Below are 18,250 nucleotides of genomic sequence, written 5' to 3' on the forward strand. Positions count from 1 at the left end.
GTCCATCGTTCCGCAAGCGCACCCTATTCGACGCAATGCTGCGCCCGGCCGCAGAACGGATGCCGGAACAAGTCGGCATGACGGTGTGGCTTAAACCATCACCATCGCCCGCACCGGCCTCGGCCGCCGGTCCTGCCCCACGGCCACGAACGCGAACTCCGCCTCGGTCACCTTGTTCGCCTCTTCCGAATGCCGGTCGCGAGCCCAGGCTTCGACCCGGACCCGCATCGACGTCCGCCCGACCTTGATCAGCCGGGCGAACACCGACACCTCGTCGCCGACGAAGACCGGGCGGTGGAAGGCCATGCCCTCCACCGCGATCGTCACTGCCCGGCCGCCCGCGTGACGCGAGGCGACCGAGGAAGCGGCGAGGTCCATCTGGCTCATCAGCCAGCCGCCGAAGATATCGCCATAGACATTGGCGTCGGCCGGCACCGCCGTCACGCGCACGGCGGGCTGCTCGTCCGGCATCGTTTCGAGCGGGGTCTCAGGCCGCGTCATAGGCACCCCGCACGCGCATGCGCTGCGCCGCCGCGACCATCGCGATCAGCGCCGGGCGAACTTCCTCCCATTTGCGCGTCTTGAGCCCGCAATCGGGGTTCACCCATAGCTGCTCGGCCGGCAGGCGCTTGCCCGCGAGCGTCAGCAGCCCCGTCATCTCCGCTTCGGCGGGGATGCGCGGTGCATGGATGTCGTACACCCCCGGCCCGATCTCGTTGGGATAGGCATAATCGGCAAAGGCATCGAGCAGCTCCATCTGCGACCGGGCGGTCTCGATCGAGATGACGTCGGCGTCCATCGCGCCGATCGAGGGCAGGATGTCGTTGAACTCCGAATAGCACATATGGGTGTGGATCTGGGTGTCGTCGCGCACGCCCGACGCGGTCAGGCGGAAGCATTCGACCGCCCAGTCGAGATAGGCCTGCCAGTCGGCGCGGCGCAGCGGCAGCCCTTCGCGCAGGGCCGCCTCGTCGATCTGGATCACCGCCGCGCCAGCCGCCTCCAGGTCGATCACCTCGTCGCGGATCGCCAGCGCGATCTCGCGGCAGCTCTGCGAGCGTGGCTGGTCGTCGCGCACGAACGACCAGTTGAGGATCGTGACCGGCCCGGTCAGCATGCCCTTCATCGGCTTGCTCGTCAGCGACTGGGCATAACGCCACCACTCGACCGTCATCGGCTTCGGCCGCGCGACATCGCCGTACAAGATCGGCGGCCGCACGCAGCGCGAGCCATAGCTCTGCACCCAGGCGCTGCGGGTGAAGGCGAAGCCGGATAGCTGCTCGCCGAAATACTGCACCATATCGTTGCGCTCGAACTCGCCATGCACCAGCACGTCGAGGCCGATCTTTTCCTGCCACTCGACCGTCGTGGCGGTCTCGACGCGCAGGAACTGCTCATAGGCCAGGTCGTCGATCTCGCCCTTGATGTGCGCGGCACGCGCCTTGCGCACTTCCGGCGTCTGCGGGAAGGACCCGATCGTCGTGGTCGGGAAGCTCGGCAGGCCCAGCCGCCCCTGTTGCGCCACGCGGCGATCCGCGAAGGGCGACGTCCGCCTGGTCATGTCGAGATCGACCGCCGCCAGCCGCGCCGCGACGGCGGGATTGTGGATCAGCGGCGACGTCTTGCGCGACTCGACCGCCGCCCGGGCCAGCGCCAGCGGCGCGGCAACCGTCTCGGCGCCCTGGTTCAGCCCCTGGGCCAGCACCGACAATTCGCCGATCTTCTGCACCGCGAACGCCAGCCATTGCTTCACCTCCGGGTCGAGCGAGATCTCGATCGTGAGATCGACCGGCACGTGCAGCAGCGAACAGGACGGCGCGAGCACCAGATTGCGCTCGGCCGCGACGGGCGCAATCCGCGCGATCAGCGCATCGAGATCGGCCCGCCAGACGTTCCGCCCGTCGATCACGCCGAGCGACAGCAGCAGGTCGGGCCGGGCACGCTGCCACACCGGCTCGAGCTGCTCCGGCGCACGGACCAGATCGATATGCAGCCCGTGCACCGGCAGGTCGGTCGCCAGTTCCAGATTGTCGCCGAGCGCGCCGAAATAGGTCGCGAGCATCACCTTCGGCCCGTTCACCGACAGGCGCTTGTACGCTTGCTTCAGCGCGGCACGCTGATCGTCGTCGAGGTCGAGCACCAGGCAGGGTTCGTCGATCTGGACCCAGTCGGCGCCCGCTTGGGCAAGCTGCGCGAGCACTTCCTCATAAACCGGCAGCACCGCATCGAGTAGCGAGAGCGGGGCGACATCCTTGCCCTTGGCGAGCGCCAGCCAGGTCACCGGCCCGAGCAGCACAGGCCTCGTATGGTGGCCGAGCGCTTTGGCTTCGAGGAATTCGTCGACTGCCTTGCTTGACGACAGCGCGAAGGCCTGCCCCGCGCTCAGTTCCGGCACCATGTAATGATAGTTGGTGTCGAACCATTTGGTCATTTCCTGCGCGGTGCTGTCCAGCGCATGCGCGCAGCCTTCATGACCCTTCGCGCTCTGCGCACCACGAGCCATGGCGAAATAAGTGTCGAGGCCAACCTTGCCGCCGCTCCAGCCATAGCGCGCCGGCACCGCGCCGAGCATCGCGGAGGTGTCGAGCACATGATCGTAGAGCGAGAAGTCGCCGCTGGGGATGATGTCGGCGCCCAACGCCCTTTGCCGCGCCCAGGCGGCGGCGCGCAGGCCCTGTGCTCCGAGCGACAGAGCATCGGCATCCGACTTGCCCGACCAGAAGCTTTCGAGCGCGAACTTCAGCTCGCGGCGCGGGCCGATACGGGGGAAACCGAGGGTTGCGACTGAGATGGTCATCGTCTTGGCCTTGCGTTGGGCAAGGTGAAGGCCGGACGCACGGCAACGGGCACACGCCCTAATGACAAGCTGGGGCGCGGTGTTGCACGCGGCCTGACCGGGCACCCCGCCGGAGGACGTTATCTGACGAGGCAGGTCTCCTGGCTCGCGGGTCAATGCGACGATCCGGCCTTCCCGGTCCCTTGTCCGGACCAGTGACGCAAAATGGACCGCCGCTCACCGCTCACAGTTGCGGGGGCAGCGCCGGAATAAGCCCAAGGGCCGCACCGGCTTCCCGTCTTAGCTCCGACCGGGCAACCGGGCGAAGAACCTCGACCATCACAGGATAGAGGTTACGACGGGCGCGTCAAGCATCATATAAAGAATTCTTTATATGATGCTTTCAATACCGAACGGCACATGGACGCGACCATGACGAGCCTCCATAAGCCCCGCAACGTCAGCCGGAGCCAGAACCCATGTCCTTCTCCCTTTACGATGCCGTCGTACCGTCCAACCTCCAGATCCTGGGCGCGGTCGATGCGCTGGTCGACAAGGCGGCGGCATTCTGCGCCGAACAGGGCAGGACGGAAGCGGAGCTGATCGACACCCGCCTCGCACCGGACATGCTGCCCTTCGGCTATCAGGTGAAATCCTGCGCCGCCCATTCGGTCGGCGGAATCGAGGGGGTCCGGGCCGGCAGCTTCTCGCCCGACCGATCGGCCTGGCCGACCGACTTTGCCGGCCTGCACGGCATCCTGCAGACGGCGGTCACCAGCCTGAAAGCGCTCGATCGCGACGCGTTCGACGCCCTGGCGGACTGCGATACGCAGTTCGCCTTCGGGGAAACCATCATGCCCTTCACGGGCGCGAACTTCCTGCTCTCCTTCTCGCAGCCGAACTTCTATTTCCACGCGACAACGGCCTATGCGATCCTGCGCGCGCAAGGCGTGAAGCTGGGCAAACGCGATTTCATGGGAACGCCGCGTATCAAGCGGTAGGGCGTGACGAAGGTCTGGCCCGACCTCGTCGTTATCGGCGTCTCGCGCTTTATGCGTCGAGGTGGCGCAGATCACCGCCGCGCGTCTCGCGCCCGAACCAGGCGACCAGGCCAAGCGCGACCACCGCCGGCGCCATGATGATGACCGCCGCCAGTCCCATGGACGGGATCAGCGCGGCGATGCTCAGTCCTTGCGCAAACAGCCCGCCGGCCTTGGTGCAGGCGGCGACCCATCCGGTCGCCCGGCCGCGCACACGTAACGGGAAGCTTTCGGCGGTATAGGGCAGCAGGATGGCGAGGATGCCGTTCGAGCCGACGATCAGCAGCGCGACCGGCAGCACCGGGCTGCCCGTTCCCGCCAGCTCCAGCCTGAGCACGCCGAGCAAGCCGGCAAGCGTCACGCCGATCATGGTGACGAGCGACCATTTGGTGCTCCAGCGGCTGTACATGAGCGCCGCCAGAAACACGGTCGGAAAAGCAATCAGCGAGCTTTCCGCCAGCAGCCGGCTCGACACCGCGACTGAATAGCCCTTGGCGACGAGATCGGCCGGCAGCCACAGCAACAGGCCGAAATTGATCAGGCCCCAGGTCAGTGCGGCCACGGTCAGCGCGGTGAGCTTGCCGATCATCCGCCTGCCCGTCAGCGGCCCGTGGTTGACCCCGGTCGTCGTTGGCGGGGGCCCGCGCCGCACAGTTGCCCCGAAGCGCCGCATCACTGCTTCCGCTTCCACCTTGCGCCCCCGGGCGAGGAGGAACTTGGCCGATTCAGGGATGAGCGCGCCCAGCAGAATGAGGCTGAGCCCGGTCGGCAGGTTTGCCAGCCACAATATGCGCCAGCCGAAGATCGGCTGCAGCACCGCCGAGAGCCCGCTCGCCGCGAAATAGCCGCCGACCGCGCCGAGCCCGCCGACCAGCACCAGGCTCCAGCCGCGATGCCGGTTGGGCATCATCTCCGCGAGCAACGCGTATGTCACCGGCAACATGCCGCCCGCCGCCGCGCCCATCATGAAACACATGCCGATATTCCAGGCGAGCGACGGCATCGCGCCGCAGATCGAGGTGCCGACGAACATCACCGCCGAGAGCAGGATCGAGGCCTTGCGCCCATAGATATCGGCGATCACGCCCCACACGACCGACCCGACCACGGTGCCCATCAGCGCGAAGAACGGCACCAGCGACACGGTCGATCGCGGCACATGATATTCGCCGATCATGCCGGGCACGGTGAAGCCGAGCGAGGCCGGCTTCATCACATCGATGATCAGCGCGACGACCAGCACGATCATCAGCCGCCAATGCGCCCAGCCGAGCGCGGCATCCTCGGGCGCGGCGATGGTGATGTCCTCGGCCGCCGCGCGCTGTGCCGCGAGATTGCGCGGCAGCAGGCCATAGGCCGCGACGATCACGCCCCCGACGATCAGGAACATGCCGAAGATCATGCCCGAATCCATCGGCATGCCGGCGAGGTGATAGCCCATGTCCTTCGCCATCAGGAACATCGGGATGTGGAGCACTACCCCCGCCGTGACGGCCGCGCAGCCGAGAATGAACGCCCACAAGGCCTGGCGATCGGACAGACTGTTCATACGTGTTGCCATGCGACATCCCCACTTCGCCGCTTGTCGTCGCGGCGCCCCGGGCAATCGATACCGCTATCATCGCGGGCTGGCCATGCCCGACACGACGGGCGTCAGCCCTCGTCGCGCACGCGCTCGTGATGACGGATTACTTCGTCGATGATGAAGCGCAGGAATTTCTCGGAGAAATCGGGATCGAGATCGGCCTGTTTGGCCAGCCCGCGCAGCCGCGTGATCTGCGCATCCTCGCGGCTCGGGTCCCCAGGCGGGAGCCCGGCGGTCGCCTTGTAGCGGCCGACCGCCTGAGTCACCTTGAACCGCTCGGCAAGCAGGAAGACCAGAGCCGCGTCGATATTGTCGATGCTCTGGCGATAGCCGCTGAGCGTTTCGTCGGTCACCTTGCCGTCCTCACCAGTTCGCCCGGCCTTTTGCGGACGTCGCGCACGACGCGCAACCCCGAAAGGCGGGCGTTAACCCCGCAAAGGCTTGCCTTTACCCGGTCATACGGCCACATCGCACGCACCATGAGCGCCACGATCCACCGCCTCGATGCCCAGCGCCAGCCGTCGCTAGAACCGATGGTGCAGCTTGTCGCCGGCGATCTCAATCTCGTCAACGCGGTGATCCTGTCGCGGATGCAGTCCGAGATCCCGTTGATTCCGGAGCTGGCCGGGCATCTCATCGCCGGCGGCGGCAAGCGTATGCGCCCGATGCTGACGCTCGCGAGCGCGCGCCTGCTGGGCTATACCGGCGCGCGGCACCACCGCCTCGCCGCGGCGGTCGAGTTCATCCACACCGCCACCTTGCTGCACGACGATGTGGTCGACGGGTCCGATCTGCGCCGCGGCAAGCGCACCGCCAATCTGATCTGGGGCAATCCGGCGAGCGTCTTGGTCGGCGACTTCCTGTTCAGCCGCTCGTTCGAGCTGATGGTCGAGGACGGCAGCCTCAAGGTGCTGAAGATTCTGTCGGGCGCCAGCGCGATCATCGCCGAGGGCGAAGTCAATCAGCTCACCGCCGCGCGCCGCATCGATATCGGCGAGGAGCGCTATCTCGACATCATCGGCGCGAAGACCGCCGCCCTGTTCGCCGCCGCCTGCCGCATCGCGGCCGTGGTGGCCGAACGGCCCGAGGCCGAGGAAATGGCGCTGGACGCTTATGGCCGCAATCTCGGCATCGCCTTCCAGCTGGTCGACGACGCGATCGACTATGTCTCGGACGCGGGCACGATGGGCAAGGACGCCGGCGACGATTTCCGCGAGGGCAAATCCACCTTGCCCGTCATCCTCGCTTATGCGCGCGGCAGCGCCGAGGACCGCATATTCTGGAAAGCGGCGATCGAGGGGCATCGCTCCAGCGACGAGGATTTCGCGCACGCCGTCTCGCTGATCCGCTCGACGCGCGCGGTCGACGACACGCTCGCCCGGGCGCGCCACTATGGCCAGCGCGCGATCGACGCGATCGGCGGCTTCGCGCCGAGCCAGGCCAAGGCGGCGATGGTCGAAGCGGTCGAATTCGCGGTGGCGCGGGCCTACTGAGACGGCGGATTGCCCACACGCCGTTCGTGTCGAGAGAGACCGGGCTTGTCGAGGGCTCGTATCGAGACGTGGTTGGAGCGCGTGACGCCTGTCCCTCGATACGCCATCTCGACAAGCTGGATGGCACTCGGGACGAACGGCAGCGGGAACCGGCCTGAATCAGTGCCGGTACGTTTCCACCGCGGGCGCGCAGGGCAGCGGATCGCTTTCGCTGCCGATGATCTCCACCTGCAGCGTCGCGTGGCCGATGTCGAAGCGATGCTTCAGCATGTCCTGCGCCTCGCCCAGAAACGCGTCGCCGGGGTGACCATCGGGCATCACCAGATGCGCGGTCAGGACCGTCTCGGTCGTGCTCATCGGCCAGATATGGACGTGATGGACCCGCGCTACGCCGGGCAAGGTGCGTAGCGACATGCGCACCTTGTCGTAATCGATCCCGCGCGGCACCGCGCCGAGCGACATCTCGACTGATTCGCGCAGCAGACCCCAGGTCTGCCAGAAGATCAACGCAGCGATCGCGATGCTGACGATCGGGTCGATCCACAACTCGCCCGTCCACAGGATGGCGAGCCCGGCCAATACCACGCCCGCCGAAACCGCAGCGTCCGCCGCCATGTGCAGGAAGGCGCCGCGGATGTTGATGTCGTTCTTGCTTCCCCGCACGAACAGCAAGGCGGTCGCGACGTTCACCACGATGCCGATCGCGGCGACGATCGCGACGGTGCCGCCCTCGACCGGTGCCGGCGCCGCCATGCGCTGCGCCGCCGCCAGCACGATCGCGCCGAGCGCGACGAGCAGCAACAGTGCGTTGGTCAGCGCGGCGAGGATCGTCGTGCCCTTGAGCCCATAGGTGAAGCGCTTCGTCGCTGCCTTGCGGCCCAGCGCCACCGCGCCCCAGGCGACCGCCAGCCCGAGCACGTCGGACAGATTGTGACCGGCATCCGCGAGCAGCGCGACCGAGTCGGCGACGAAACCGAACGCTGCCTCGGTGACGACGAAACCCAGATTGAGTGCGATACCGATCGCAAAGGCGCGGTCATGGCCCGAAGCGGGCGCATGGGAATGGCCATGATGCCCATGACCATGACCATGACCATGACTGTGGCCCTGTCCATGGGAGTGCCCGTGCGAATGGCCGTGATGATGGCTATGATCGGCCACGCGATTCTCCGTCTATTGTCAGGGGCGTACCATCGCTTGCCCGCGATATGCTAGGACATCGAGAATGAGCGACGAGATCGAGACAGTCACCTTGTGGCGCCCTGTCGGGCCGCATGAGCTCGCCCTGATCGAGGAAACGGGTTTCAGGGCTTTTCCTCCGCGCCTGCCCGAACAGCCGATCTTCTATCCGGTGCTGACCGAAGCCTATGCCGTGAAGATCGCGCGCGACTGGAACGTCAAGGCGAGCGGATCGGGCTATGTCACGCGTTTCGAGGTGCGGAAGGACTATCTCGACGCGCATGCCGCGCAGGAAGCGGGCGGTCGCGCGCACCTGGAATATTGGATTCCAGCCGAAGATTTGCCCGCGTTCAATGCCGCGATCGTCGGTGAGATCGTCGTGACGCAGGAATTCCGCTGATTTCCCTCCCTATCCACGCCGTACTGCCCGACCTGCTCGCCGCGTTGCAGGTCGGGTCGAACGCCGTGCTCGTCGCGCCCCCCGGCGCGGGCAAGACGACGGCGGTGGCGCCTGCCTTGCTCGGCGAGGACTGGTGCACCGGCGAGATCCTCCTGCTGTCGCCGCGCCGCCTGGCCGCGCGCGCGGCGGGCGAGCGCATGGCGATGCTGGCGGGCGAGCCGGTCGGCAGGACCTTCGGCTACGCCACCCGGATGGATTCGAAGCGGTCGGCGGAGACGCGCGTCACGGTCGTCACCGAGGGAATCTTCGTCAACCGCATCCAGGCCGATCCCGAACTGGCCGGCGTCTCGGCGGTGCTGTTCGACGAGGTGCACGAGCGCAGCCTCGACAGCGATTTCGGCCTCGCGCTGGCGCTCGACGCACAAGGCGCGCTCCGGCCCGACCTGCGCATCGTCGCGATGTCGGCGACGCTCGACGGCGCACGCTTCTCCGTATTGATGGGCGGCGCGCCGGTGATCGAGAGCGAAGGGCGCAGCCATCCCCTCACGCTCCGCCATATCGGCCGCGCGGCCGAAGCGCGGATCGAGGATTCGGTCGCGGGCGCGATCAGGCTGGCGTTGCGCGAGGAGACCGGCGGCATCCTCGCCTTCCTGCCCGGTGTGGCGGAGATCGAGCGCACCGCTGAACGCATCGAGGGGCTCGGTGACGATATCGTCCTGCACCGGCTGCACGGCAGTCTCGACCCAGCCGCCCAGCGTGCCGCGATCGCGCCCGATCCGCAGGGACGGCGCAAGATCGTGCTCGCCACCTCGATCGCCGAGACGAGCCTGACGCTCGACGGCATCTCCGTGGTGGTCGATTCAGGGCTCGCCCGCCGCCCGCGATACGACCGCGCGGCGGGCATGACGCGACTCGTCACCGAGCGCGCAAGCCAGGCCGCCGTGACTCAGCGCGCCGGCCGCGCCGCGCGGCAGATGCCGGGCGTGGCCTATCGGCTGTGGGAGGAAGCGGCGACCGCCGGCCTGCCGCGCTTCGATCCACCCGAGATATTGGAGGCCGATCTGTCGGCGCTGACGCTCGACTGCGCGCTGTGGGGCGTGGCCGATCCGCGCACCCTCGCCTGGCTCGATCCGCCACCCGCCGCCGCGATCGACGAGGCGCGCAGCCGCCTGACCGTGCTGGAGGCGATCGATCCGGACGGCAGGCCGACGCCGCACGGCAAGGCGATCGCCCGGCTGCCGCTGCCGCCAAGGCTCGGCCACATGCTGGTGCGCGCGGGCGAGATTGGGCTGGCGGCAACCGCCGCTGATGTCGCGGTGCTGCTCGGCGAGCGTGGACTCGGCGGGAACGATGTGGACCTGGAGAGCCGCCTCAGGCGCTGGCGAACGGAACGTGGGCCACGGGCGGAGGGCGGACGCAAACTGGCAAAACGCTGGGCCTCTCTTGCTCCCCTCCCGCTTGCGGGAGGGGATGGGGGTGGGCACCCGACCTCCACGACCGCACCGCTGCCGGATCGCGGTACGGGAGACGAAGTCGCAGTCGCCATCGCCCTCGCCTTCCCCGATCGCATCGCCAAGCGCCGCGACGCCAGCGGCGAGACCTGGGCCTCGGCCGGGGGTCGCGGGTTCAAGCTCGACCCCACCTCCTCGCTCGCCCGCAACGAATGGCTCGCCGTCGCCGAGACCCAGGGCATGGCCTCGGGGGCGCGTATCCTCTCCGCCGCGCCGATCGACCTCGCCACAGTCGAATCGCTGTTCGGCAAGCGCATCGAAACAAGGCGCAGCGTGCGCTTCGATGCGGCGACCGGCGGCGTGCAGGCGCTGCGTGAGCGCCGGCTCGGCGCCATCCGCCTGTCGAGCGGGCCCGACGCCAACGCCGATCCGGAAGAAATCGCCACAGCCCTGCTGGAAGGCGTACGGACTGTCGGCCTGTCGCTCCTGCCCTGGAGTGAAGCGGCGCAGGCCCTGCTCGACCGCATCGCCTTCATCCGAGAGGCGGGCGCCCCGGTGGACGAGATTGACGAAGCGCATCTGCTCGCCCGCGCCGACGAGTGGCTCACGCCATTGCTCGTCGGGAAACGCCGCCTCGACGCGCTCGACGCTGGCGCGCTGGCCGAATCGCTGCGCGCGGTGATCGGCTGGGATACGCTCCGCACCCTCGACTCCTTGGCGCCGACGCATTTCCATTCGCCCGCCGGCACCAGCCACCCGATCGACTATGCCGCTGAGGGCGGCCCCCGGGTCGAGCTCCGCCCTCAGCAATTGTTCGGCCTCGCCACTCACCCGACCGTGGCGGGCGGCCGCGTGCCGCTGGTGCTGAGCCTCACATCGCCCGCCGGTCGGCCGATCCAGACGACGCGCGACCTGCCCGGCTTCTGGTCCGGAAGCTGGGCCGCGGTCGCCAGGGAGATGCGCGGGCGCTACCCCCGCCATCCCTGGCCCGACGATCCTGCCGGGGCCGCCCCCACCACGCGGACGAAAAATGCGGATGCACGCCGCGCGCAACCGCGATAGAGGGCGCAGGAGAGTTTCGAGGACAAGACCATGGCCACCGCCCGCATCTACCAGCGCCCCAAGAACGCGATGCAGTCGGGCCGCGCGCGCACTGACGCGTGGCTGCTCGAATTCGCGCCCGCCGAGGCGAAGCGTCCCGACCCGCTGACGGGCTGGGCCGGTTCCGGCGACACGCGCGAACAGGTGCGGCTCGGCTTCCCGACTCAGGAAGCGGCGATCGCCTATGCCGAGCGGGAGGGCCTGGCCTTCACCCTGATCGCGGCACCCGAGCGCAAGCTCAAGCTTCAGGCCTATGCCGACAATTTTCGGTGACGCCCAAATCGGTGGTGCGGCGCTGGATCGCCGCCTTCAATAATGCCGATGTCGACGCGCTGGCCGCCCTTTACCGGCCGGATGCGACCAACCACCAGGTGGCGCTGGAGCCCGTCCATGGCCGCGACGCGATACGCGCGATGTTCGACCGCGAATTCGCCACCGCAACGATGGAATGCATCCCCGAGAATCTGTTCGAGGATGGCGAATGGGCGATCCTCGAATGGCGCGACCCGAACGGCCTGCGCGGCTGCGGCTTCTTCCATGTGATCGACGGCCATATAGCGCTCCAGCGCGGCTATTGGGATCGGCTGAGCTTCGAGGCGGCGCAGAGGAAGGGCTGACACCCCTCCTTCCCGGCACGCTCACCCCAGGATCGACGGACTCAGCAGCAGCAGCAGGCGCACGTCGATCGCCACGCCCTCGGCACGTTTGGCCGCGACGAAATCAACTATACCGTCAAGCGGCACGCGGTGGACGGTGATGTCCTCGTCGGCCTGGCCGCCGCCGTCGCTCACCCTGGTCAGATCGGTGGCCCGCACCAGGGTAAAGCCTTCCGAGACCATGCCGGGCGAGGACTGGAAATAGCCGATCGTCTCGACTTGGGCCGGACGATAGCCGGTTTCCTCCTCCAGCTCGCGCGCGGCAGACGCCTCGGGCGCTTCGCCTTCCTCCTCGTCGCCGACCAGACCGGCGGGGAGCTCCAGGCTGCGCCTGCCGAGCGGCACGCGGTATTGCTCGACCAGGATCACCTCGCCGTCATCGATCGCCAGGATCACCGCCGCCTGGATACCACGCGCCCGGGAAACATATTCCCAGGTGCCCTCCTTCTTCACGACGATATATTTGCCTGCCCAGACCGTTTCGGCGGGTTCCGTCATAGTTCGATCAGCCTGTCCGGGAGTTCGTTGCGGTCGGTTTCGGTCTTGGGGAAATTCTCGGACAGGATCACGCCGATCTGCGCGACCGCCGCCGCCATGCCCAGGGCCGGTCGCCCGAGCCGCACTTCGTCGACCAGCGCCGCCATCGCGTCGCCCCAGCGTTCGGCCGGGACGGCATGGTGGATCGCCTCGTCAGCGACGATCTCGGCCATGCGCTCGTCGAGCGACAGATAGAGCAGGATACCGACTCGCGCCTGCGTGCGGCGTTCCGCACCGACCTTGAAATACTGGATCGCCCGCCGCCGCACCCGCCGCGCGCGCGTCGCACGCGGCGTGAGCGCGAGGCGGAGCGGGACCCAGGCCAGCGCGAAACGGAAGACCAGGAAGGCGATCGTCTGGGCGATCAGCACCGCGAAGAGCAGGCCGCGCGGGTCGGACTCGGCGCCCCAGCCGTTCGACGACCAGCCGAGCTTCGCCTCCAGCGCGACGGGGTTGATCGCGGCGAGCGCGACCACGAACAGCGTCGCCGCGATGGCATAATGCAGCGCGACGTCGTGATACTGGTCGGACCGTTCGCTGACGATCGTCACGATCTCGCCATCGGTGCCATCCTCCGCGCGCGACACCGCTTCGCCGACGAGCGCGTGATCCGCCGCGCTGAGTTGCGTGACCCGCGCCATCACCAGCCCCCCGAGGCGCCACCGCCCCCAAAGGAGCCGCCACCGCCGGAAAAGCCGCCACCGCCGCCACCGCCGCCCCAGCTGGAGCCGCCGCCGCTGCTCCACCCGCTACCCCAGCTGCTTCCCGATCCGCCGCCAAGGCCGGGGCCCCACAGAATGACCGGCGCGTGACCGCGGCGATACCGCTTGCCGCCCGCCCCGCGCCGAAGGCGGGACAGGACGATGAAGGCAACGACGATGATCCAGAAGATCACCACGAAGGGAATGCCGACATCCTTTGACGGCTTGGGCTTGGTGGTGACGAGCGACGCGCCCCGTGCCTCCGCGGCTTCGAGCGGGAGCTTCATCTGCTCGGCGATGGCATCCGCCCCGGCGATGATGCCGCCCGGCATGTCGCCCGCCTTGAACTTCGGCAGGATCGTGTCGTTGATGATCAGGCTCGACAGCGCGTCGGTCATGATCGGCTCCAGGCCGTACCCGACCTCGATCCGCACCTTGCGCTCCTGGGGCGCGACCAGCAGGATGATGCCGTTATTGGCCCCTCCCTGCCCGATCTTCCAGGCACGGCCGAGCCGATAGCCGAAATCCTCGATCGGATAGCCCTGGAGATCGGGAACGGTCGCCACGACGAACTGTCGCGACGACGTTTTTTCGATCCCTTCGGCCAATTGCGTGAGCTGGGCCTCCTGCTCCGGCGAGAGCAGGTCGGCGGCATCGACCACCCGGCCCGACAGCGGCGGGAAGGTCTGGGCCTGGGCGGCCTGAACGCCGCACAGCATCAGCCCCATGACGAGCATCAAACGAAGGAAATTCACGCTGCCAACCTTTCAGGAGGCGAGATTTCGCGGATCACGCCGTCGACTCCGCCGGCGATGCCGCGCGGATAATCGCCGGCACGAAAGGCCGGCAGGATGGCGGTGCCGATGATCGCCTTCGCTTCCTCGTCGCGCAGCGCCTTTTCGAGGCCGTAGCCGACCTCGATCCGTACCCTGCGCTCCGTGGGCGCGACGATCAGCAACACGCCGTCATTGATGTTCTTGCGCCCGATGCCCCATGTCCGCCCGAGCGTGACGCCATAATCCTCAATCGGATGACCGCCGAGGTCAGGGACGGTCACGACCACGAACTGATGGTGAGTCCGTGTCTCGAGCGCCACCAGCTTCTCGTTGATCGCCGTACGCGACGCCGGCGGCAGCAGATGCGCCGCATCGACGACGCGACCGGACAGCGCCGGAAAATCATATCCGGCTGGGGCGACCTGACTGGCCGGAGCGGCGGCACCGCACCCGGCCAGCATCAGCAACGGGGCGACGGGTCTGATCAGTTGGTGTTGCCGAAATTAACCGAGGGCGCGGTCTCCGCCCCTGGGCTGGTCGCCTGGAAGGGGGCCATCGGCTTGGAGCCGTAGAACACCTTCGCGCCGATCGCGTCGGGGAAGGTGCGAATGCGTGTGTTATAGGCCTGCACCGCGTCGTTATAATCCTTGCGCGCGATGGTAATGCGGTTCTCGGTGCCTTCCAGCTGGCTCATCAGCGTGGTGTAATTGCCCTGGCTCTTCAGCTCGGGATAGGCCTCCTGCAGACGCTGGAGATTCAGCGTCACGCCGGCTTGCGCCCGCTCATAGGCCGCGACCTTGGCCGGATCGGTGAGATCGTCGCCCGTAACCTTGACCTGGGATGCCGCGGCACGGGCCTGGGTCACCTGGACCAGAATGTCCTTTTCCTGCGCGCCGGCGGCCTTCACCGTGGCGACGAGATTGGGGATGAGATCGGCCCGGCGCTGATAGTTGTTCTGCACATCGGCCCAACGCGCCTTGGCGTTCTCCTCGGCCGTGGGGACGCTGTTCAGCCCGCAGGCGGACAGCGCGATGGCGGACATCAGCGCGAAGACGGCACGGTATTTCATAGACAATCCCTCCAACCCTTGCATGCGCATGATAGGCGAGTAGCGTGGGCACGCGGAAGCGAAATCGGATGGAGAGGTTCCATGTTCAAGGAGTTCAAGGCATTCATCGCCCGGGGCAACGTGCTCGATCTCGCGGTTGCGGTGATCATCGGCGCGGCTTTCGGCAAGATCGTGACCTCGCTGACGGACGATGTGCTGATGCCCGTGATCGGCAAGATCTTTGGCGGGCTCGACTTCTCCAGCTATTTCGTGGTGCTGGGCAAGGTGCCCGAGGCGCTGGCCGGATCGACCGATTATGCGGCGCTGAAAAAGGCCGGCGTGCCGGTGTTCGGCTATGGCGCCTTCATCACCCAGGCCGTCAATTTCGTGATCCTGGCCTTTATCATCTTCCTGATCGTGCGCGCCGCGAACAGGTTGATCGCGAAGCCGGAAGAAGCGCCCGCGGCCGAACCCGCCGATGTCACGCTGCTGCGCGAAATCCGGGACGAGCTGAAGAAACGCTGAGACAATCCCTCTCCCTCTCGGGGGAGGGAAGGATTCAGGCCGCAGCCAGATCCTCGGCGCGGGAATCGGCCAGGCTGGTCCCGTCGAGGATTCGCGCGGTCTCGTCGCGCACGCGCGCCATGGCGTGGCGGATCGCGCAGCTCGCCTCGTCCTTGCAGTCGCGGCACGGGCGATAGGCGGTGCGGCTGACGCAAGGGACCAGCGCCAGCGGTCCCTCGATCACCCGAATGATCTCGCCGAGCGAGATCAGGTGAGTCGGGCGCGACAGGCAATAGCCGCCCATCTTGCCGCGGTGGCTGTGCAGGAAGCCGGCCTCGCGCAGATCGGCCAGGATCAGCTCCAGGAACTTGCGCGGCACATTGGCCTCTGCGGCGATCCGGTTCATCGGGATGGGGGGGCCGCCCGCGGGCGCCTCAGCCAGGAAGATCATCGCGCGGAGCGCGTAACGGGAACGCTGTGTCAACATAGCATGACCGATATGGACTCATATTGTGGCGAGCGAAAGGCGGGCTTTTCATTAAGTTCGCAATCCCTATATTGGGGACGCCGCCGGTTCGCCGTCGGCTATGGTGATAAATTGCGGCGTACAATAGATGCAGCGGACCCGGGGGCAGTACCCGGCGACTCCACCACAACCGGCCCTTCGGGACCGGTCATGACGGGGTCGAACCAGGATCGACGTGTATTGAAAAGCGCTGTTTTTGCCCGGGCTGAGTAACCTGTAAAAGGCTCAAAACCACAAGTGCTAACGATAACGAAGCACTCGCGATTGCCGCGTAAACCGGACCTAACGGTCTAGTTTACTAAGGACGAAAGCGCGGTCCGGGCCGCACCGGGCAACAGAAGCGGACACCGGCGGTCCGGGGAGCACCGAGCAACAGAAGCTCCCCACTTTCTTTTACTGACCGCCACCCCGGTTCCGGGATCCATCGCGGCCAGCGAAGCGCTTATTTTCAGCACGTTGCGCCTGCAGCCCGATGATGCCGGAACGAGTCCGGCATGACGGAGGGGCTTATAGCCGCTCCCTCACTGCCTTCAAATCCGCCACGAATCGCTCGAACTCCAGCTCCGCCGCGTCGCGATCCGGCAGCCGCAGCAGAAAGCTCGGATGCACCGTGATCCATCCCTCGCTCCCATCGGGCAGCGCGTGCGGCCGGCCGCGCTCCTTGACGATCGTCATGACCTTGCCGAACAGCGATCGGGCCGCGGTCGCGCCGAGCGCCACCGTCACCTTCGGCTTCACCAGCAGCCTTTCCTGCTCGATCCACCAGCGGCACGCCGTAATCTCACCCGCATCGGGCTTCTGATGGATGCGGCGCTTGCCGCGCTGCTCGAACTTGAAATGCTTCACCGCATTGGTGACGTACACGCCCGAGCGATCGATCCCCGCCGCTGCGACGGCGCGGTCGAACACCTGGCCCGCCGGCCCGACAAAGGGCCTGCCCGCCAGGTCCTCCTGATCGCCCGGCTGCTCGCCAACAAACATCAGCGCCGCGTCCACCGGCCCTTCCCCGAACACCGTCTGAGTCGCGTGCCTGTGGAGATGGCAGCGCGTGCACCCCATGGCCTCGTCGCGCAGCGCCTCCCACGCGCCTTCGATATTGCCGTTGGGCCGTTCCTTCGCCCGTGCGATCATGCCGCTCTCCCGCGCCTGCGCGCTTGCGATCAGTCCAGGCACCAACGCGGTCTCGGGCATGTTTTTCCAATATTTGCGCGGCATTTCCTTCAGCATCGCGCCGACCTTCATCCGGGCCGGATTGAAGATCGAAGCGTAATAGGTCTTCCACACCGCCTCGATCGGGTCGCCGGAGGGCGCATCGCCCCGCGCCGCGCCGGGGCCTTCGCTCAGAATCTTGCCGTCCCAGTGCAGCGACACCTCCGGCGTCAGGATCGACCAGCGCATGCTGGCGAAGCGATCAACGAAGAAACCGGCATTGGCGCGCACGATATGATGATCGGGCTCGAACCAGGCGACGAAGCGCGCGCCCGCCCCATCCTCGACTTCACGGAAGCGTAGGAAAGCCCGCATCTTGTGGATGTCGCGGCGCACTTCCCTCGCCAGGCCCTCCAGCCTCCGGACGAGAGGATCGGCGGCATCCTCCGTCAGCGTCGGCTCGGCCCGCAGCCGAGTGAGCAGCGCGTAGAGCAGGGCAAAACGTTCGGGCTCGCGGTGCAGGATCGCCTTGCGCGCAAGATCGATAAAGGCGCGCGGTACGGCAAATCCCGGCGCGGGCGGCGGCGGCGGCGCGGCATCCAGCGCGAACAGGTCAGTCGCAGCATCGCCGACCTGCCACACCACCTCGCTCGCGGGCACATCCTCGCCGATCAGGCCCCGCGCCGCATTCCGCCAGCTGTCAAAATCGTCCGGCGTGCTCAGGCGGACGACACGCGCTCTCACTCCCGCTCGTCGCCTCCCGCAGGTGTCGCTTCGGCGCGCGCGAGCTCCTTCGGCTTGCGCCGCTCGAACACCTGGGCCAGCCGCGCCTCCTCCTCGCTCGACAGCTTTTCGCTGGCGGCGGGAAACATCTCTTCCTCTTCCTCGTCGATATGATGCTCATAACGATGGCGCAGCTTGCCGAAGGTCTCGGTCCATTCGGCCGACGCCGAATCAAGGTCGGCCAGGTCGCCGAGGAAATCGTCGATTTCCTTGTGCTCCGACACTGAATGGCGCGCATCGTCGCGCAGATCCGGATTGGCCAGCATGGTCGCGTAGAGCGATTCCTCCTCGGCCGCCGCATGCGCCGTCACCTCGACCCGGAACGCCTCGAACAAGTCGCGCCGCTCCGAACCGTCGGCCGGGGCATTGCCGATCTTTTCCAGCAACTTGCGATGGCGGTCATGATCGGCCTTGAGATCGGCGAAAATTCGGGCGTCGGCCATATGAATACTCCTGTGGTTCCCTGCCTGAACCAGCCAGAGCGGCGCTTGTTTCTCTTGCGAATCGCTCTCAGCACCATCGCCTGCCGGACACCCAGCAGTTTG

The 18,250-nt window shown here is 67.1% G+C and carries 20 protein-coding genes, 1 other RNA gene and 1 riboswitch; of the genes, 8 read left to right on the plus strand and 13 right to left on the minus strand.

The window, feature by feature from the left end; genetic code table 11:
• Positions 1-90 precede the first annotated feature (90 nt).
• Together ACZ1I2_RS24200 and metE are read right to left on the minus strand one after the other, a co-directional pair.
• Positions 91-501 carry an acyl-CoA thioesterase gene (locus ACZ1I2_RS24200; protein ID WP_465175547.1) on the minus strand — a complete coding sequence of 137 codons (411 nt, stop codon included), beginning with the start codon at positions 499-501 and terminating at the stop codon, positions 91-93.
• The gene (gene metE, locus ACZ1I2_RS24205) at positions 488-2,797 is read right to left on the minus strand and encodes a 5-methyltetrahydropteroyltriglutamate--homocysteine S-methyltransferase (protein ID WP_465175546.1); all 2,310 of its coding nucleotides are present in this window, start codon (positions 2,795-2,797) and stop codon (positions 488-490) included. The genes ACZ1I2_RS24200 and metE overlap by 14 nt, the downstream gene beginning before the upstream one ends.
• A gap of 113 nt (positions 2,798-2,910) precedes the next feature.
• Positions 2,911-3,126: riboswitch (cobalamin riboswitch) on the minus strand.
• 129 nt (positions 3,127-3,255) lie between these two features.
• Between metE and ACZ1I2_RS24210 the strand changes: the two genes are divergently transcribed.
• Positions 3,256-3,777 (plus strand): DUF1993 domain-containing protein, encoded by a 522-nt coding sequence (locus ACZ1I2_RS24210; protein WP_465171660.1) that lies wholly within the window; start codon positions 3,256-3,258, stop codon positions 3,775-3,777.
• 49 nt (positions 3,778-3,826) lie between these two features.
• Here the strand turns inward: ACZ1I2_RS24210 and ACZ1I2_RS24215 are convergent, their stop codons facing one another.
• Both ACZ1I2_RS24215 and ACZ1I2_RS24220 read right to left on the minus strand, forming a co-directional pair.
• On the minus strand, positions 3,827-5,377 hold the full coding sequence (locus tag ACZ1I2_RS24215; protein WP_465175545.1) for an MFS transporter: 1,551 nt from the start codon (positions 5,375-5,377) through the stop codon (positions 3,827-3,829).
• A 92-nt stretch (positions 5,378-5,469) separates the two neighbouring features.
• Entirely contained in the window at positions 5,470-5,754 is a 285-nt protein-coding gene (locus tag ACZ1I2_RS24220; RefSeq protein ID WP_465181548.1) for a chorismate mutase, read from the minus strand.
• A 126-nt stretch (positions 5,755-5,880) separates the two neighbouring features.
• Here ACZ1I2_RS24220 and ACZ1I2_RS24225 point away from each other — a divergent pair, with 126 nt between their 5' ends.
• Positions 5,881-6,894, plus strand: a complete 1,014-nt coding sequence (locus ACZ1I2_RS24225; RefSeq protein ID WP_465171657.1) for a polyprenyl synthetase family protein — start codon at positions 5,881-5,883, stop codon at positions 6,892-6,894.
• A gap of 159 nt (positions 6,895-7,053) precedes the next feature.
• Here the strand turns inward: ACZ1I2_RS24225 and ACZ1I2_RS24230 are convergent, their stop codons facing one another.
• Complete coding sequence (locus ACZ1I2_RS24230; protein WP_465171656.1) at positions 7,054-8,055, minus strand: cation diffusion facilitator family transporter; 1,002 nt, start codon at positions 8,053-8,055, stop codon at positions 7,054-7,056.
• Positions 8,056-8,119: 64 nt separating this feature from the next.
• Here ACZ1I2_RS24230 and ACZ1I2_RS24235 point away from each other — a divergent pair, with 64 nt between their 5' ends.
• Genes ACZ1I2_RS24235 through ACZ1I2_RS24250 form a run of 4 tightly spaced genes read left to right on the plus strand, consistent with a single transcriptional unit; the run spans position 8,120 to position 11,642 of the window.
• Entirely contained in the window at positions 8,120-8,473 is a 354-nt protein-coding gene (locus ACZ1I2_RS24235) for a hypothetical protein (protein ID WP_465171655.1), read from the plus strand.
• A complete protein-coding gene (gene hrpB, locus ACZ1I2_RS24240; protein ID WP_465174039.1) occupies positions 8,470-10,986 on the plus strand; it encodes an ATP-dependent helicase HrpB in 2,517 nt (838 codons plus the stop codon). The genes ACZ1I2_RS24235 and hrpB overlap by 4 nt, the downstream gene beginning before the upstream one ends.
• Positions 10,987-11,016: 30 nt before the next feature.
• Complete coding sequence (locus ACZ1I2_RS24245; protein WP_465171654.1) at positions 11,017-11,298, plus strand: ETC complex I subunit; 282 nt, start codon at positions 11,017-11,019, stop codon at positions 11,296-11,298.
• Positions 11,295-11,642 (plus strand): nuclear transport factor 2 family protein, encoded by a 348-nt coding sequence (locus ACZ1I2_RS24250; RefSeq protein WP_465171653.1) that lies wholly within the window; start codon positions 11,295-11,297, stop codon positions 11,640-11,642. The genes ACZ1I2_RS24245 and ACZ1I2_RS24250 overlap by 4 nt, the downstream gene beginning before the upstream one ends.
• Positions 11,643-11,663: 21 nt before the next feature.
• On the opposite strand, the gene ACZ1I2_RS24255 is transcribed toward ACZ1I2_RS24250, so the two are convergent.
• The 5 genes from ACZ1I2_RS24255 to ACZ1I2_RS24275 are packed head-to-tail and all read right to left on the minus strand — an operon-like array spanning position 11,664 to position 14,764.
• Positions 11,664-12,179: an NUDIX hydrolase gene (locus ACZ1I2_RS24255; RefSeq protein ID WP_465171652.1), complete on the minus strand. Its 516-nt coding sequence runs from the start codon at positions 12,177-12,179 to the stop codon at positions 11,664-11,666.
• Positions 12,176-12,859, minus strand: a complete 684-nt coding sequence (locus ACZ1I2_RS24260) for a TPM domain-containing protein (RefSeq protein ID WP_465171651.1) — start codon at positions 12,857-12,859, stop codon at positions 12,176-12,178. The genes ACZ1I2_RS24255 and ACZ1I2_RS24260 overlap by 4 nt, the downstream gene beginning before the upstream one ends.
• Positions 12,859-13,656: a TPM domain-containing protein gene (locus ACZ1I2_RS24265; protein ID WP_465174038.1), complete on the minus strand. Its 798-nt coding sequence runs from the start codon at positions 13,654-13,656 to the stop codon at positions 12,859-12,861. The genes ACZ1I2_RS24260 and ACZ1I2_RS24265 overlap by 1 nt, the downstream gene beginning before the upstream one ends.
• A 14-nt stretch (positions 13,657-13,670) precedes the next feature.
• Positions 13,671-14,156 (minus strand): TPM domain-containing protein, encoded by a 486-nt coding sequence (locus ACZ1I2_RS24270; RefSeq protein ID WP_465174037.1) that lies wholly within the window; start codon positions 14,154-14,156, stop codon positions 13,671-13,673.
• Between the two features lie 23 nt (positions 14,157-14,179).
• The gene (locus ACZ1I2_RS24275) at positions 14,180-14,764 is read right to left on the minus strand and encodes a LemA family protein (RefSeq protein ID WP_465171650.1); all 585 of its coding nucleotides are present in this window, start codon (positions 14,762-14,764) and stop codon (positions 14,180-14,182) included.
• 81 nt (positions 14,765-14,845) lie between these two features.
• Here ACZ1I2_RS24275 and mscL point away from each other — a divergent pair, with 81 nt between their 5' ends.
• Positions 14,846-15,268, plus strand: coding sequence for a large conductance mechanosensitive channel protein MscL (mscL, locus tag ACZ1I2_RS24280; RefSeq protein ID WP_465171649.1), 423 nt, complete (start codon positions 14,846-14,848; stop codon positions 15,266-15,268).
• Positions 15,269-15,302: 34 nt separating this feature from the next.
• Here mscL and ACZ1I2_RS24285 read toward each other — a convergent pair whose 3' ends face one another.
• Positions 15,303-15,734 (minus strand): RrF2 family transcriptional regulator, encoded by a 432-nt coding sequence (locus tag ACZ1I2_RS24285; RefSeq protein ID WP_372855684.1) that lies wholly within the window; start codon positions 15,732-15,734, stop codon positions 15,303-15,305.
• Between the two features lie 41 nt (positions 15,735-15,775).
• Here ACZ1I2_RS24285 and ssrA point away from each other — a divergent pair.
• Positions 15,776-16,122, plus strand: a transfer-messenger RNA (tmRNA) gene (gene ssrA / locus ACZ1I2_RS24290).
• 158 nt (positions 16,123-16,280) lie between these two features.
• On the opposite strand, the gene ACZ1I2_RS24295 is transcribed toward ssrA, so the two are convergent.
• Both ACZ1I2_RS24295 and ACZ1I2_RS24300 read right to left on the minus strand, forming a co-directional pair.
• Complete coding sequence (locus ACZ1I2_RS24295) at positions 16,281-17,666, minus strand: UdgX family uracil-DNA binding protein (RefSeq protein WP_465171648.1); 1,386 nt, start codon at positions 17,664-17,666, stop codon at positions 16,281-16,283.
• Positions 17,663-18,148, minus strand: a complete 486-nt coding sequence (locus ACZ1I2_RS24300) for a hemerythrin domain-containing protein (RefSeq protein WP_465174036.1) — start codon at positions 18,146-18,148, stop codon at positions 17,663-17,665. The genes ACZ1I2_RS24295 and ACZ1I2_RS24300 overlap by 4 nt, the downstream gene beginning before the upstream one ends.
• Positions 18,149-18,250 lie beyond the last annotated feature (102 nt).

Source organism: Sphingomonas sp. BL-S-29 (assembly GCF_055521495.1).

Bases quoted from the DNA above. Each gene is read 5' to 3' on its own strand.
- ACZ1I2_RS24200 (WP_465175547.1), bottom strand. From the start codon at position 501: ATGACGCGGCCTGAGACCCCGCTCGAAACGATGCCGGACGAGCAGCCC.
- metE (WP_465175546.1), bottom strand. From the start codon at position 2,797: ATGACCATCTCAGTCGCAACCCTCGGTTTCCCCCGTATCGGCCCGCGC.
- ACZ1I2_RS24210 (WP_465171660.1), top strand. From the start codon at position 3,256: ATGTCCTTCTCCCTTTACGATGCCGTCGTACCGTCCAACCTCCAGATC.
- ACZ1I2_RS24215 (WP_465175545.1), bottom strand. From the start codon at position 5,377: ATGGCAACACGTATGAACAGTCTGTCCGATCGCCAGGCCTTGTGGGCG.
- ACZ1I2_RS24225 (WP_465171657.1), top strand. From the start codon at position 5,881: ATGAGCGCCACGATCCACCGCCTCGATGCCCAGCGCCAGCCGTCGCTA.
- ACZ1I2_RS24235 (WP_465171655.1), top strand. From the start codon at position 8,120: ATGAGCGACGAGATCGAGACAGTCACCTTGTGGCGCCCTGTCGGGCCG.
- ACZ1I2_RS24245 (WP_465171654.1), top strand. From the start codon at position 11,017: ATGGCCACCGCCCGCATCTACCAGCGCCCCAAGAACGCGATGCAGTCG.
- ACZ1I2_RS24255 (WP_465171652.1), bottom strand. From the start codon at position 12,179: ATGACGGAACCCGCCGAAACGGTCTGGGCAGGCAAATATATCGTCGTG.
- ACZ1I2_RS24260 (WP_465171651.1), bottom strand. From the start codon at position 12,859: ATGGCGCGGGTCACGCAACTCAGCGCGGCGGATCACGCGCTCGTCGGC.
- ACZ1I2_RS24265 (WP_465174038.1), bottom strand. From the start codon at position 13,656: ATGCTCGTCATGGGGCTGATGCTGTGCGGCGTTCAGGCCGCCCAGGCC.
- ACZ1I2_RS24270 (WP_465174037.1), bottom strand. From the start codon at position 14,156: ATGCTGGCCGGGTGCGGTGCCGCCGCTCCGGCCAGTCAGGTCGCCCCA.
- ACZ1I2_RS24275 (WP_465171650.1), bottom strand. From the start codon at position 14,764: ATGAAATACCGTGCCGTCTTCGCGCTGATGTCCGCCATCGCGCTGTCC.
- mscL (WP_465171649.1), top strand. From the start codon at position 14,846: ATGTTCAAGGAGTTCAAGGCATTCATCGCCCGGGGCAACGTGCTCGAT.
- ACZ1I2_RS24285 (WP_372855684.1), bottom strand. From the start codon at position 15,734: ATGTTGACACAGCGTTCCCGTTACGCGCTCCGCGCGATGATCTTCCTG.
- ACZ1I2_RS24300 (WP_465174036.1), bottom strand. From the start codon at position 18,148: ATGGCCGACGCCCGAATTTTCGCCGATCTCAAGGCCGATCATGACCGC.